Below are 13,910 nucleotides of genomic sequence, written 5' to 3' on the forward strand. Positions count from 1 at the left end.
TGCGGCCGGCGTGGCCTGCGTGACGTACGCCCTTACGCGAGCGGTCCCGTGACCGGCTCGACGGCGGCGACGAGGGCGCCCTCGCGCACGAACGCGTCGGCGGCGTCCAGGTCGGGGGCGAGGAAACGATCCGGCCCGGGCCCCTGGACGCCGGCCGCGCGCAGCGCCTCGATGGCGGCGCGGGAGGCGGGGGCGGGGGTCAGGCCGTGGCGCAGCTCGATGCCTCGGGTGGCCGCGTACAGCTCGACGGCGATGATCCGGTTGAGGTTGCCGATCGCGGTGCGCAGCTTGCGGGCGGCGGACCAGCCCATGGAGACGTGGTCCTCCTGCATCGCGGAGGAGGGTATGGAGTCGGCGGAGGCCGGGACGGCGAGCCGCTTCATCTCGCTGACCAGGGCGGCCTGGGTGTACTGGGCGATCATCAGGCCCGAGTCGACACCGGCGTCGTCGGCGAGGAAGGGCGGCAGGCCGTGCGAGCGGTTCTTGTCGAGCAGCCGGTCGGTGCGGCGCTCGGCGATGGAGCCGAGGTCGGCGGCGGCGATGGCGAGGAAGTCGAGGACGTACGCGACGGGGGCGCCGTGGAAGTTGCCGTTGGAGCGGACCTCGCCGTTGCCCAGCACGACCGGGTTGTCGACGGCGGCGGCCAGCTCGCGCTCGGCGACGAGGAGGGCGTGCGCCATGGTGTCGCGGCCCGCGCCCGCGACCTGCGGGGCGCAGCGCACGGAGTAGGCGTCCTGGACGCGGGGGGCCTCGCCGCTCTGGAAGTGGCCGGTGAGCTCGGAGCCCTTGAGGACGGCGAGCATGTTGGCGGCGGAGGCGGCCTGGCCCGGGTGCGGGCGGATGGCGTGCAGCTCGGGCTCCAGCACCTTCTCGGTGCCGAGCAGGGCCTCCAGGGAGAGGGCCGCGGTGATGTCGGCCGACTTGTAGAGGGTGTCGAGGTCGGCGAGGGCCATGACCAGCATGCCGAGCATGCCGTCGGTGCCGTTGAGGAGGGCCAGGCCCTCCTTCTCGCGCAGCTCGACGGGGGCGATCCCGGCGGCGGCGAGCAGCTCGCCGGCGGGCTTGACGACGCCGTCGGGGCCCTCGGCGTCGCCCTCGCCCATGAGCGCGAGGGCGCAGTGGGAGAGCGGCGCGAGGTCGCCGGAGCAGCCGAGCGAGCCGTACTCGTGGACGACCGGGGTGATGCCCGCGTTGAGCAGGTCGGCCATGGTCTGCGCGACCTCGGGGCGGACGCCGGTGTGGCCGGAGGCGACGGTCTTCAGGCGCAGGAACATCAGCGCGCGGACGACCTCGCGCTCGACGGCCGGGCCCATGCCGGCGGCGTGCGAGCGGACGATGTTGCGCTGGAGCTGGGCGCGCAGCTCGTGGCCGATGTGCCGGGTGGCGAGGGCGCCGAAGCCGGTGGAGACGCCGTACACCGGCTCGGGCTTCGCGGCGAGCGCGTCCACGGTGGCGCGCGCGGCGGTGAGCGCCTGGACGGCCTCGGATGACAGCTCGACGCGCGCGCCGTGGCGGGCGACGTCGATGACGTCCTGCGGGGTGGTGCCGGACGTCCCAAGGACGACAGTCTGCATATCCATATTCAGCACCCTACGGATTGAAGACCAACCTGTCACTAGGGGAACGGTCATTGGCTCGGCGGCTGCCAGACCCTTACCGGGTGACGCCCGCCCGGCCTGTCCCAGTCTGCATCGCCCACGCCTGACCGGCCCGCCGAGCGGCCCGCCGACCGGCCTGGCGGCCGGCGCTTCCACAGCGGCGTCATGAGCGCTCGCTCCCGTCACCGAGGGAGCCGGTCGCGCACGAACCGACGGAAGCGCGGTCTCCGTCAAAGCTCTGCCTGCTCCGCGCATTCGATCTCTCTCGCGGTGCGGAACAGTTCGGCGCAGTCCAGCCCAGACGGGAAGCTCTCGACGATCCGGTGATGCACGTGCTGGCGATGCGCGATCTCGGCCAGTTTCCGAAAGATGCTCATGTCGAGCTGCCTCTGCGAGGGGAAACAGCTCAGCGCTTCCATTTTGACGTTCAGCAGTTCTCGGGTTCCCATGAAAATCTTGGTCGGTTCGAACCCGAGGCTGTAGGGGGACCGGAAATAGCACAGGTCGCGGGCCGCCCGGAGGGCGACAGTCGTGACCTCCTGCCCGGTGACGCGGTGGTCGAGATGCTGGTCCTCGGGGAAGTGCGTATAGACGATGTCCGGGCGGGCCTCATGGAAGACCTTGAGGAGGTCGCCGTTCATCTCTCCCCGGTTCTCGACGAAACGGGTGTCCGGGATACGCGAGAAGGTGTAGTTCTCCACCCCCAGGATCGCACCGGCGGCCAGGCACTCGTCCCGGCGCTCCTCTGTGCCGTCCGACCCGGGCGTCCCGACGGTGAGGCAGTGCACCCAGACCCGTACTCCGTGTCTCGCGTACTCGTGGATGCGCATCCCCATGGCGATCTCGGCGTCGTCGGGATGCGCCACGACGATCAGGACGGTCTTCATCAAAAAGCACCGCTATCCGCGTGTCAGGCGATCGAGGACGAGGTGGCCACGCTCGATGAGTACCGGATTCCGCCGGGACAGACCGGTGGCGAGGTACGAGACACCGAGCCTCGCGGTGAGGAGACACAGGGCCCTTTCCTCGGTGTCCGAGAGTGTGCGGCCGTAGCCGGTGAAGAAGGCGGTTCTGAGGTCCGGGCGCGGAGCCCATACGGCTCCGCGCAGCCATACGAACTCTTCGATGACGACACCGTGCGCGGACATCTCGAAGTCGATCACCCCGTAGCCGAGGAGGGGGTCCCACAGCCAGTTACGGGTGGAGTAGTCGCCGTGCAGGTACGCGACGGGCAGGTGCTCGGCAAGTTGCGGCAGCCCGTGGGCAACGCACTCGACCAGAGAGCGCTGCTCGTCATCGAGGTATCCGGCGGTGGCCTCCAGACAGGCAGCGGCCTCGCTCGCCCGGCCGTCCATGGACGCGCGGGTGCTGTCGCGGTCCCGCTGCGAGGCGGGGGCAGAGGCGTCGTGCCAGCGCCTGAGCAGGTTTCCCGCCCGTTCGTGCACCCGTAGCTCCTCCTCCCTGCTGAGGGACAACCCGCGTACGACACTTCCGGGCTGGAGCGAAGTCATGATCGCCCGCAGGCCGGGATGCGCGGCAAGGAGGCGGGGTGCCTCCTGCGGGGCGAGGACACGCGCCGCGTACGCGTATCCGGCGACCTCGCGCTCGTAGTCCTCCGGGCTCGGGCTGAGCTTCACGAAAGCCTCGCTCTCGGCCGTCGGCACCCGCCAGACTCGGGAATCACGGCGGTCCCAGGAGACATCCTCGGCCGTGTCGGTGGCCCTGTCCGGCAGGTTCTCTGCGATCCATCGGCGCAGGTCGGGCGGGATGGGGGTGTGTTGTGTCATGAGACGCTCTCTCCGGATTGGTCAAAAGTGATCGGCAAGCCACGGTTCACGTTCGGTGGTGGCGGCCAGGAACCGGGCGATGGTGAGCGGAGGGGCGGCCACTCCGGCCAGGGCGGCGGCGACCGTGCTGCGGTAGCCGCCGGCGTACCAAACGGCAAACTGTCCTCTGGTCAGCGTGATCCGTCCCGCGTGCGTAGTGGGCTCCAGGTCGCCCTTCCCGTCGGTGATCCTGAGCATGAAGCGCTCGGTGGTCTCGCCGCTCTCGGTGACGATTTCGATCGGGAGAGTGGCACTGACCTCGTCGGGCCAGCCGCGGAGCCGTACCGCTTGGCGCAGATCCAGGATGCGGAGCATCCACGGATGCCAGGAGCGCGCGGTCAGGGAGCCGGGGTGATCCAGGCGGTGCAGCAGGAGTGGTGCGGGCGGCAGGCCGGTGCGCTGGAAGACGACGGTGGGGATGCGGCTGTTGTGGCGGCCGAGGAAGGCGAGCATGGCGCTGCCCGTATCCTGATCCGTCGCCCAGAAATCGTGCACGACGACCTGTCGCCCTTCGATGGGATGGTGTTCATTGGCCACGGAAAGGACGCCGGTGGGCTCCTGTCCGGGGCGGCTGAACTGATAGGTGGCCAGGCCGGGGTGTTTGCCCTGCTGCCATTCCGGCCACCACTCCGGTCGCTGCCACGTTCCGTTCCACCAGGCGGCCAGGTCGTTCTGGAGCAGGCGGACCTTCGCGTTCGTCCCGTGGGTGATCTCGAAGCCTGTTTCGGTGAAGCACCGTCTCAGTGCGTCGGTGGGGACGGTCCACGAGTAGACCTGGGTGGGCGCTTCCCAGCCGAGGCGCCGGGCGTAGCCGCTGGAGGCGGTCCAGAGGGTGGAGATCACGGCGCCCTGGTCGCGCAGGGGGCGTAGGCGTTCGGAGATCATCCGGATGGAGAGGTGGGCTCCACGTTCCTCCGGGGCGACGCATCCGGCGCCGAGGAGCGCGGAGGGCACCGGGGCACCGCCGAAGAACTGCGGCAGGAGGAGGCCGAGACCGCCCGCCACGACGTGACCGTCCCGGACCGCGACGCGGATGTCCGCGTGGGAGCGCAGGAGAGTGATGTCGTCCACGGGGTGGCCGTAGCTCCGGGCCGCGAGGCGGTCGTACTCCTGCCAGCGGTCGTCGTCGGTGACCTTGGTGAACACGGCCGGGTCGGGCATGGGACGTCCGCTCCTAGTAGTTGGTGCGGTCTCGGACCGTGACGCTGTCGAGAGGGACGAGAAAGCTCCTGCTGAACGTCATGACGGCTTCGTCGCGCTGGTTGCGGCCGGTCGTGCGGCAGGTGACGATTCCCGTTTCGGGTCGGCTCCTGGACACCCGGCGGCCGGTGACCTCCGTATCCGCGTAGAGGGTGTCGCCGATGAAGACCGGGTGGGTGAAGCGGATCTCCTGGAAGCCGAGGTTCGCCAGGGTAAGGCCGCTGGTGCTGCGTACGGTCATGCCGCCGACGATGTGGAGGGTGATGCTGCTGCACACCAGGAGGCGGCCCCACTCCGTCCGGCTGCTGTAGTGGGCGTCGGTGTGCAAGGGGGCGTCGTTGCCCCCGAGCGTCGTCATCAGGACGCTGTCGGCCTCGGTGAGGGTGCGTCCGGGCCTGTGCTCGATGACCAGGCCCAAGGTCAGCTCGTCGTACCCGAGGCCGACGACTTCCCGGTAGCGGCCTTCGGCGATCCGCCGGTACCCCTGGGGGACGCTGGTGCTCATGCGTGCTCCTCGCGCGGAGTACCGGCTCGGGCCAGGAGGGAGCGGGCGGCGGCGACCATGGGCGGGCCGATCATCCGATGGCCGACACGGACGATCCGTCCGCCGGCGGTCTCCGCAGCCTCGACGATGGCGCGGGCGGCGGCGATCTCCTCGTCCGTCGGACCGAACACCTCCGTCACCGTGGAGAGCTGCCGGGGGTGCACGCAGCTCTTTCCGGCGAAGCCGAGGGACTTGACCTGTTCGGCTTCCCGCCGCAGTCCGTCGAGGTCGTCCAGGTCGAAGAACGGGGAGTCGATGGCAGGGATGCCCGCGGCGGCGGCGCTGGTGACGAGCGTGGACCGGGCGTGGAGCATGGCCTCCCACGCCATGGTGCTTCCGGTGGCCGCGGCGTAGTCGGCCGTCCCGAACAGGACCCCGGCGATACGGTCGGCCCGCACGATCGACGGCAGCACCTCCATGGCGTACGGGCTCTCGATGAGCGCGTACAGCAGGGGCGTGTAGCCGGGCGTGTCGAGGACCCCGGCGACGATCGCGATGTCGCGCGGCGATTCCACCTTGGGGATCAGGACGATCCGCGGCTTCCTGGGGAAGGCCGCGATGGCGGCGAGGTCACGCACTCCGTCGAGGGTGGCGGGCGAGCTGATCCTGACGCCGAGCGTGGTGCCGGTGACGGCGGAGGCGGCGAAGAAACCGCAGGCTGCGGCACGGGCGGACGACTTGGCTACAGCGGGAACGGAGTCCTCCAAGTCCACCAGAGCGACGTCCGCGCCGCACTGGTACGCGGTCGGGAAGCACTCGGACGCATGACCCGGGGTGATGAACCAGACTCCGGCGGGCGCGACCTTGGCGGTCACCGTCCCGCTCCCCGCGAAGCGAGGCCGCGGGCGGCCTCCGGGATCACGTCTTCCTGCCCGGCGATCACTTGACGGCGGCCGAGTTCCTGGAACAGATCCCAGGGGTGGATGCCTTCGCGCGTAGCGGCCTCCAGGACGGGCTTCCTGAAGCCGGAGAAGACGCCGGCGAGGCCGGACGCCAGACTGACGGAGTCGATCGACGGCGGCGCGGGCATGAGGTTCCGCCCGGCGAGGTCGGCGGCGTCGGCCAGGCGTCGGACGTCGATGCCGGTGGCGTGGCCGTAGCGCTCCAGCACGGGCACGAGGACTTCCAGTTGGGCGTTGCCCGCACCCGCGCCGAACCCCCGGGCGCACGCGTCGATGACGCCGGCACCGGCCTGGGCTGCGGCAACAGAGTTGGCAACGGCCATGCCGAGGTTGTTGTGCCCGTGGAAGATCACGGGAACCTCCACTGCGGAGACGATGCCCCCGATGCGGGCGGTGACGTCCTCGGGCAGATAGAAACCCGCGCTGTCCATGATGCCGACGGCCTGAGCCCCGTACCCGACCAGGAGCGCGCACTGCTCGGCCAGCTGCCCGGGGGCGGCCATGTGGCTCATCATCAGCACGGCCTGTGCTTCGGCGCCGAGCTCCCGGATCACTCCGAGGTGACGTTCGGCGGCGGTCGCCTCGGTGCAGTGCACCGCGATACGGGCCACGTCCGCGCCGTGGCGTACGACGGCGTTGCGCAGGTCGGCCGAGGTTCCCCAAGCGGGCGCCATAAGGACGGCCATCCTGCTATGCGTGAGGGCCTCGCGGGCGGTGGACAGCATCTCGTCGTCGCTGATCCTGCTGTGCCCGACCTGGAAGGAGGACGCGCCGAGCCCATTGCCGTGGCCGACCTCGACGACCGGGACGCGGGCCGCGTCGGCGGCGGTCGCATAGGCGCGGATCTGGTCACGGCCGAGCTGGTGGCGTACGGCGTGCTGGCCGTCGCGCAGGGTCGGGTCGTGGATGATCAGGTGGCCCTGATTGCCGGGGGTCATCGTGCGTTCTCCTTCACGGCCGAGGTCCGGGTGACGGCGTGCTGTTCGGCGGCGTGGATGGCGGCGGCGCTGATCACTTCGAGGTTCCCCGCGTACACCGGCATCGTGGTGCGGGTGGCGGTGACTTCCACGGCCACCCGGATGGTGTCGCCGGCGACGGTGCATGAGGCCACATGGAAGCCGGGGACGAAGGACCGCATGGTCTCGGCCACGGAATCCACGATCGTGCGGGCCGGCTCCGCTTCGGCACCCGGGGCCACAAGCGTCATCGCGCTGCGAAACCGTGGCGGCGGCGAGGCGGGGCTGATGTTCAGCATGGTCTTGGCGGTGCCCGCCCGGGTGAAGTGCCGGATCGCGGACTGTGTCGTCTCGATGTACTCGTCGAGGTTCAGACGGCTGGCACGGCCGACGCTCATGGTCGCGGCCGTGGCGACCATCTCCACGTGGGTGGGCACGTAGTGCTGGGCGATGGCGTGGAGGACGGGGATCGAGGTCTGGCCGCCGCACGAGGCGAGGCTGATGTGCTGGTGGGCAGCGGCCTGCTCGCCGTTGACGGCGGGAACGATCAGCGTCCCGGTGTTGGCGGGGGTCAGATTGATGACCGTCGCTCCGGCGTCGGCGAGCCGGGCCGCGTGCTCGGGGTGAGCGAAGGCGTTGGTCACGTCGAAGACGATGTCGAACGTCTCCTCCACGTCGGTCAGGGCGGCGACGCCGCCCGACGCGGTGGCGCAGCCCATGGCGGCGGCCTTGATCAGGCCGGTGCTGTCGTGGGCGCGGCCGACGACGAGACCGCAGTGCAGGTGCGGGGAGTTCCGGATGCGCTCGACCAGGTCGAGGGCGAGGAGACCGGTACCGAGGACAGCCGTGTTCAGCACGTGTACTCCACTCTTCGAAGGAAGCGGGCAGGACTCAGACGGCGTGCGTACGGATGGCGGGGAGCTGGGTCGATGTGGCCCGGATGTCCATGCCGGGGACGAGAGGGATTGCGGCGTGCACGGAACCGGCCAGGATGATGTCGCCCGCGCGCAGCGTTGTTCCGAGCAAGGGGAGGTGGTGCGTCAGCCACACCAGCGCCTTGAACGGGTCGCCGAGGATGTCGCGCCCTTCCCCGGCCGCCACTGTCGTCCCGTTGACGCCCACCGTGATGTGCTCGGCGGCGATGTCCCCGATGTCGTCGACGGGGACCGGAGCACCGGTGATGACCCCGGCGCAAGCAGCGTTGTCGGCGATGCTGTCGACCAGCGTGATGTTCCAGTCCGTAAAGCACGTGTCGAGCACTTCGAACGCGAGGAACACCTCCGCCACGGCGGTCCGGACCGCGCGCAGGTCCGCCGGACCGTTCAGGTCGCGACCGATACGGAAGGCGATCTCCGTCTCAATCCGCGGGGCCATGAATTCCCCGACATTCACGCGACTTCCGCTGGGCGCGATCATGTCTGCCAGGATGAATCCGGAGTCGGGCTCGTGAATGTCCATCTGCTGCTGCATGGCGAGTGAGGTCAGGCCGATCTTGTGGCCGGCGACTCTGCCACCCACCGAGACCCGACGCTCCACGTTGAGCCGCTGAATGCGATACGCGTCTTCAAGAGTCAGCCCCGGGAAGCGGTCGGCCAGCGGCAGTACGGGAGCACGACGACAGCTCGCGTCCGCCAGTTCCCCGGCCAGGGCGGCGAGAGACGGTCGCTGCCGCGAGAGTCGTAACCGGGTCACAAGAGCTGGATGTTGTCGGCGGACGTCGTCCGCTCGGTCCCGCCCTTGGGGCGGATGTGGGCGATCCGTACGGCTCCGTGACTGTGGAGCTCGTGTGTCACGGCGACAAGGACACCTTCCCCGTGCGACGCGATGTCCCGGACGTTCCTGTTCAGGAGGGGGTGCTGCTCGTATCCGTCCGGATCGACCGGCCTCACGGTCCCGCCTCCGGCCTGCTCTCGGAGCGGCGCATGAAATTCTCCCAGCCGTCGGCCGCCCGCAGGCGCAGGGCCCGGCTCGGCGCACCCGGCCGGGGCTCCGGCGGCGTGTACGTCCGGCCGTTCGCGCCGGGGGCCCTACGAGGCGTTTGAGGCATGGTCACGTCGTGGCTCCTCTCGGTTCGGGGCAGCGGCGGCCACGGATCCGGATACGGCGTGGGTCACTGCCTCGGAGACCGCTCGGGGTCCTCCTTCCCCGAGCGGCTGCGTCAACCGGCAGCACCCTTCGGAGTGCTGCCGGTTTGCGCGTCTTGAACGTACGGTCGCTGTGAGCGCGGTAGGACTGACTGGCAGTACGAGTTGGGGGCAACACGCACTCGGGGAGCAGGCCATGACGGCGAGACCGTCCGCACGGGGCCGTGCGGCGAGGGGATCGGTCGCTGGGTTCGTGCTGCGGTTGGCGCGGGAGAGCATCCCCCGCACGCAGACGGCGATGGCAGAGGCTTTGGACGTGGACCTCGGCACGTTGCAAGGCTGGGAGTCGGGACGCCGGCCACTCGCGAACATGAAGGCGGGCACGCTGCTCAGGCTGAGGCGCCGGCTGGGGCTGCTCGGCGCGGATCCGCGAGTGGTGGGGTTACTCGACCCCGCGATGGATGCCGACCAAATCATCGGGGCCGCGCTCGACACGCCGGAGGAGCCGGACCTGCACCCGCTGGCGTCGTGGGTGCACACAAGGGACACGGCGCACATGCTGGCATGGGCCCTGACGGGGCTGGCGCCCCCGGCTCTCGCGGGCCGGGTTCCGGCGCCCCGGCGGGGGCCGTCGGCTTACGCTCCCCAACTCGGCACCGCAGAGCAGACGCAGTTCTTCGAGCACCTGCGGGAGACCGCCGAGGCGGCGCGGCGCCCGGCAGGCGGGGCTCTACTGCACCGCCAGGCGCTCTACCTCGCCTCGTACGACCGGGGACCGGCGGCTGTGTCTTGGACGGCCCAAGCCCTGCACGCACGGCGTGGTGTGCTGGCCCGGCGGGGATGGTCGGAACACTGGGCGGAGGCGCGCTCGACGGCAACGGCCTTGGCCCGGCTGGGGGACCCCCAACCCCTTCTGGACTTCATCGAGCGCTCCCTGGCCGACGACGACACCGCCGAGGCAGCGAACCTGAACTACTGGGCCTACTGGCTCGGCGGCGCACGCCTGCCACAGTCCGACGACCGGTTCATGCGAGACCGAGAACCGACCGCCTGGGACCCCGTCACCCTGCTGCGGGGCCTGGTGCGCGGGTTCCACTACGCCCCCGGGTATGTCGACCTGTACGCACACACCCTGTGGGCTCTGCTGACCGCGCACCCTTGGCTTCCGGCGGCCGCGAAGGGGTTGGCGGCTGAGCTTGGGGAACGTACGGAGCGGGTGCTGGACGGAGGAGGGATCTCGGGGAGGTCCCGTCGCGAACTCGATTTCGTGCACTACGTTTTGCGTGATCGCACCTGAGAGCGGAGGTCAGCACATGGCAGACGACACGGCGAGGGGCACGGCCGGCTTCATCTTCGAGATGGGCGTGATGAAGCAGGCCAAGAGGACCGGCTGGTGGTTCACCGGCAACAACAACCCGGAGTCGATCGCCGACCATTCGTTCCGCGTCGGGATCATCGGCGCCGTCCTCGCGATGATGGAAGGCGTGGATCCGGCGAAGGTCGCGCTGATGTGTCTCTTCCACGACACCCAGGAGACCCGGATCGGGGACATCCCTCACATCGGCCGCCGCTACATCAAGGCAGCGTCCAACGAGACCGTCACCGCCGACCAGGTCGCCCGCGCTCACCCGGCGGTGCAGGCCGGAGTCCAGCGTGTGGTCGAGGAGTACGAGGCCAACGACAGCCCCGAGGCGATCGTGGCCAAGGACGCGGACAAGCTGGAATGCCTGGTGCAGGCGGTGGAGTACCGGGCTCAGGGAAACACGCTGGTGCAGGACTGGATCGACACGTCGCTGAACAGCCTCAAGACGGCATCCGCCCGCGAACTGGCCGAGGCGGCACTCACGATGTCGCCGCTGGAGTGGCGTCGGACATTCCTCGGCTGACCGCGCGAGCCCGAGCCGGCGGGCCGCTCACCCTCAAGTGGCATATTCACTCGATGTGTTCATACGGCCACGCTGCGTGCGGTACGGTTCACATAAATCGGCCCCCGCGATGGCGCCAACCATCAGCGAGGGCCTACACCCACTAGTGGATTGCACCTCCACCATGATGTATCGCAACTTTATCGCGCCCTCGCGCGGCTTCACCCAGTTCTCGCACGAGCTCATCCGCCATCCGCGGCTCTGCTCCGACGCCGTGCGGCTCCTCACCTGGCAGCTCAGCCTCCCCGACGGGGCGCGCGAGTCGTTGTCGCGCAGCGCCGAGCGGGCCCGGATCGGGGCGTGCGCGTTCACCCGGGCGAAGCGTCAGCTCATGGCCGAGGGCTTCGTCCACGAGCGGCGGGTCCAGGGGCCCGGCGGGCGGTGGGTGACCCGGCAGCTCGTCTCCAACGTGCCGCTGAGCGAGGGTCAGGCCGCCAAGCTGCTGGGGAGTTCGGCGGCAGCGGCGCAGGTCGCGCCGAGTGCCCGGATTCCGGCCGTCGGTGCTCCGACCCCCCGGGCCACCGACCGTCATCCAAGAAAAGACGACGGGGAGAACACCCCCTACCGTCCGCCCGCGCCCGAGTCGAAAACGGAGCCGGAGACAGAACGGGTGAGCGAACGGGCGGCGGAGGGGACCCCGGCGCCCGAGCCGCCCGAGCCGGAGACGCCGGAGGAAGCCCGCGCGCTCATCGGCGTACTGCCGCTGCTCTCCCCCGCCCTGCGCCACGTCCCGCCCGGAATGCGCGAGGAGTTGACCCGGCTCGTGGCGCGGTGGCTGGCCGCCGGGCACACGTCCGAGGCCGTCCACGAGCACATCCTGCGCGGCCTGCCCCCCGCCGGGACGCCCGTGCACCGGCCCGGCGGCCTGCTGCGCTACCTGCTGCGCGAGGTGCCGCCCGTACGGCTGCCGGGCCCGCCCGCTCCGCCGTCGCGGCTCGCCGGGATGCGCGAGTGCGAGGGCGAGCACGTCCAGGCGACACTGTTCCGGCCGGTCGGCGACGAGACCCTGTGCTGGCTCTGCCGCTCCGAGGGCGCCGCCTTCCCGTAGGCGCCGGGCGGGGCCGGACGAGTGCGGCCGGACGGACGGGGCCGGACGGAAAGGGCTGGACGGGCGCGGCCGGGCCCGGTGATGCTCGCCGCATGGAATTCCTCGTCCTCCACCGCGACCGCCCCGGCTCCCTCCCCCTCCGCGAAGAGCTCCTGGAGGCCCACTGGGCCTACATGGACCGCTACGAGAAGGAACTGATCGCCCGGGGGCCGCTGTTCGACCCGGACGGGGACGCGCTCCTCGGCAGCGTGCACCTCGTGGAGCTGCCGGACGCCGCCGCCGCCCGCGCCTTCGCGTGCGACGAGCCCAACTACCAGGCGGGCGCCTACCGGGACGTCATGGTGCGCCGCTGGGGTAACGCGCTGGGGCGGACCATGTGGGAGTTCCCCGGGGACCGGGCCGAGGGGGAGTTCTTCTGCGTGCTCGGCCTCGGCCAGGGCGCGCCCGTCGACCCGGAGCCCCCGGCCGACCGGGACGCCGACCTCGTCGCGTACGGCCCGCTGCGCTCCGACGACGGCGCCGCCTGGCTCGGCACGGCGGCCCTGCTCCGGGCCCCGGACGCGGCGGCGGCGCGGGCGGTCCTGAGCGCGGAGGGGTACGCCGACGTCGAGGTGTACGCGTGGACGTTCGGCGGGCGCCGGTAGGACCCCGGACCCGCACCCGTCCGGACGGCCCCCGGGCCCGCCCAGATAGCCCCCGCCCCTACACCGGCGGCGCGTCCCGGAAGCGGCGGCGGTCCCGCGCGCCCGGCGGCGCGTCCGCCAGGCGGATGACCGTGCCGTCGCGGCCCGCCACCACCGGCTTCGGGGAGCGGGCCGCCTTCGCCTGGTACTGCGCCGCGTCCGCGAGCCGGAACAGCCGGCGGGCCGACTTCAGCGGGCCGATCGGGTCGCCGGTCGAGGCGACCCCGCAGGCGACCCCCTCGCCCAGCTCCAGCTCCGCCGCCCGCACGCACAGCTCCTCGGCGACGGCCACCACCTCGTCGGCGCCGGGGCCGACGGAGAGCAGGCAGAACTCGTCACCGCCCAGGCGGGCCGCCAGCGCGCCCGAGAGGCGCGCCCCGCACCGTGACAGTACGGAGCCGAATCGTTCCAGCAGGCGGTCGCCGACCGCGTGGCCGTGCGTGTCGTTGACGCGTTTCAGACCATTGAGGTCGCACACCACCAGGCTCACCACCGAACCGTCGGCCCGGTAGCGCTCGATCGCCTCGTCGAGCCGGGTGTCCACGGCCCGCCGGTTGGCGAGCCCGGTCAGCGGGTCGGTGAAGGCGAGCTTGCGGACCTCCTCCAGCCGCTCCGACTGCGCGATCCCGGCGGCGACCACGGCGGCCAGCACCGTCGCGAAGTCCGCGTCGTCCCGGTCGAAGCACACCTCCCCGGCCCGCCGGGCCACGTACAGCTCGCCCCAGGCGCGGCCGTGCAGCACGATCGGCGCGACCACACAGCAGCCGCGCCCGCGCCGCCGCAGCCCGGCGACCCGGCCGGTCTGCACCTTGTCGAAGGCGGTCTCCACCCAGGCGTCGGGCTCCCCGCCGCCCGCCCACTGCTCGTGCAGGAACTCGGTGATCTCCGGGAACTGGTGCACGGGATACGTCTCGGAGTCCGGGAACTCCTCCTCCCCCGCCGCCCGTTCCCCCGCGTTCACCAGGACGCGCAGGCGCCCGTGGTCCCGCTCCCAGACCGAGAGCGCCGCGAAGCTGCCGCCGAGCGCCTCGCAGGCACCCAGCGCCGCGGCCCTCCAGAACTCCCGCGGGGTGTGCGCCGCCGCCATCGCCTGCGCCAGCGCCACCACGGCCCGCAGCCGCACGTCCTCACCCATTCCTCCAGC

15 protein-coding genes are annotated in these 13,910 nt (G+C 71.2%); 4 read left to right on the forward strand and 11 right to left on the reverse strand.

Going from position 1 to position 13,910, the window contains the following annotated elements:
- Positions 1 to 32: 32 nt before the first annotated feature.
- From hutH to AB0C99_RS11785, 10 genes are all read right to left on the reverse strand, one after another.
- Positions 33 to 1,574 carry a histidine ammonia-lyase gene (hutH, locus tag AB0C99_RS11740; protein WP_362473200.1) on the reverse strand — a complete coding sequence of 514 codons (1,542 nt, stop codon included), beginning with the start codon at positions 1,572 to 1,574 and terminating at the stop codon, positions 33 to 35.
- 254 nt (positions 1,575 to 1,828) lie between these two features.
- A complete protein-coding gene (locus AB0C99_RS11745; RefSeq protein WP_362473017.1) occupies positions 1,829 to 2,485 on the reverse strand; it encodes a PIG-L family deacetylase in 657 nt (218 codons plus the stop codon).
- 12 nt (positions 2,486 to 2,497) lie between these two features.
- The gene (locus AB0C99_RS11750; RefSeq protein ID WP_362473019.1) at positions 2,498 to 3,385 is read right to left on the reverse strand and encodes an aminoglycoside phosphotransferase family protein; all 888 of its coding nucleotides are present in this window, start codon (positions 3,383 to 3,385) and stop codon (positions 2,498 to 2,500) included.
- A gap of 21 nt (positions 3,386 to 3,406) precedes the next feature.
- A complete protein-coding gene (locus AB0C99_RS11755) occupies positions 3,407 to 4,585 on the reverse strand; it encodes a GNAT family N-acetyltransferase (RefSeq protein ID WP_362473021.1) in 1,179 nt (392 codons plus the stop codon).
- 13 nt (positions 4,586 to 4,598) lie between these two features.
- A complete protein-coding gene (locus AB0C99_RS11760; protein WP_362473024.1) occupies positions 4,599 to 5,129 on the reverse strand; it encodes a MaoC family dehydratase in 531 nt (176 codons plus the stop codon).
- Positions 5,126 to 5,983: a CoA ester lyase gene (locus tag AB0C99_RS11765; RefSeq protein ID WP_362473027.1), complete on the reverse strand. Its 858-nt coding sequence runs from the start codon at positions 5,981 to 5,983 to the stop codon at positions 5,126 to 5,128. Before AB0C99_RS11765 ends, AB0C99_RS11760 begins: the two co-directional genes overlap by 4 nt.
- Positions 5,980 to 7,008 carry a 4-hydroxy-2-oxovalerate aldolase gene (dmpG, locus tag AB0C99_RS11770; protein ID WP_362473030.1) on the reverse strand — a complete coding sequence of 343 codons (1,029 nt, stop codon included), beginning with the start codon at positions 7,006 to 7,008 and terminating at the stop codon, positions 5,980 to 5,982. Before dmpG ends, AB0C99_RS11765 begins: the two co-directional genes overlap by 4 nt.
- Positions 7,005 to 7,883, reverse strand: a complete 879-nt coding sequence (locus AB0C99_RS11775; RefSeq protein ID WP_362473033.1) for an acetylating acetaldehyde dehydrogenase — start codon at positions 7,881 to 7,883, stop codon at positions 7,005 to 7,007. Before AB0C99_RS11775 ends, dmpG begins: the two co-directional genes overlap by 4 nt.
- A 34-nt stretch (positions 7,884 to 7,917) precedes the next feature.
- Positions 7,918 to 8,718, reverse strand: coding sequence for a fumarylacetoacetate hydrolase family protein (locus AB0C99_RS11780; RefSeq protein WP_362473036.1), 801 nt, complete (start codon positions 8,716 to 8,718; stop codon positions 7,918 to 7,920).
- Between the two features lie 193 nt (positions 8,719 to 8,911).
- On the reverse strand, positions 8,912 to 9,079 hold the full coding sequence (locus AB0C99_RS11785; RefSeq protein WP_362473039.1) for a hypothetical protein: 168 nt from the start codon (positions 9,077 to 9,079) through the stop codon (positions 8,912 to 8,914).
- A 347-nt stretch (positions 9,080 to 9,426) separates the two neighbouring features.
- Here AB0C99_RS11785 and AB0C99_RS11790 point away from each other — a divergent pair, with 347 nt between their 5' ends.
- The 4 genes from AB0C99_RS11790 (at position 9,427) to AB0C99_RS11805 (ending at position 12,727) form a co-directional block, all read left to right on the forward strand.
- Positions 9,427 to 10,407, forward strand: coding sequence for an XRE family transcriptional regulator (locus AB0C99_RS11790; RefSeq protein ID WP_362473042.1), 981 nt, complete (start codon positions 9,427 to 9,429; stop codon positions 10,405 to 10,407).
- A gap of 16 nt (positions 10,408 to 10,423) precedes the next feature.
- Complete coding sequence (locus AB0C99_RS11795) at positions 10,424 to 10,996, forward strand: HD domain-containing protein (protein WP_362473045.1); 573 nt, start codon at positions 10,424 to 10,426, stop codon at positions 10,994 to 10,996.
- A 163-nt stretch (positions 10,997 to 11,159) separates the two neighbouring features.
- The gene (locus AB0C99_RS11800) at positions 11,160 to 12,083 is read left to right on the forward strand and encodes a hypothetical protein (RefSeq protein WP_362473048.1); all 924 of its coding nucleotides are present in this window, start codon (positions 11,160 to 11,162) and stop codon (positions 12,081 to 12,083) included.
- A gap of 92 nt (positions 12,084 to 12,175) precedes the next feature.
- Entirely contained in the window at positions 12,176 to 12,727 is a 552-nt protein-coding gene (locus AB0C99_RS11805) for a YciI family protein (RefSeq protein ID WP_362473051.1), read from the forward strand.
- 58 nt (positions 12,728 to 12,785) lie between these two features.
- Here the strand turns inward: AB0C99_RS11805 and AB0C99_RS11810 are convergent, their stop codons facing one another.
- On the reverse strand, positions 12,786 to 13,901 hold the full coding sequence (locus tag AB0C99_RS11810; protein WP_362473054.1) for a GGDEF domain-containing protein: 1,116 nt from the start codon (positions 13,899 to 13,901) through the stop codon (positions 12,786 to 12,788).
- Positions 13,902 to 13,910 lie beyond the last annotated feature (9 nt).

The sequence above is a fragment of the Streptomyces sp. NPDC048659 genome, assembly GCF_040650575.1.
In the GTDB taxonomy this organism is placed as follows: domain Bacteria; phylum Actinomycetota; class Actinomycetes; order Streptomycetales; family Streptomycetaceae; genus Streptomyces.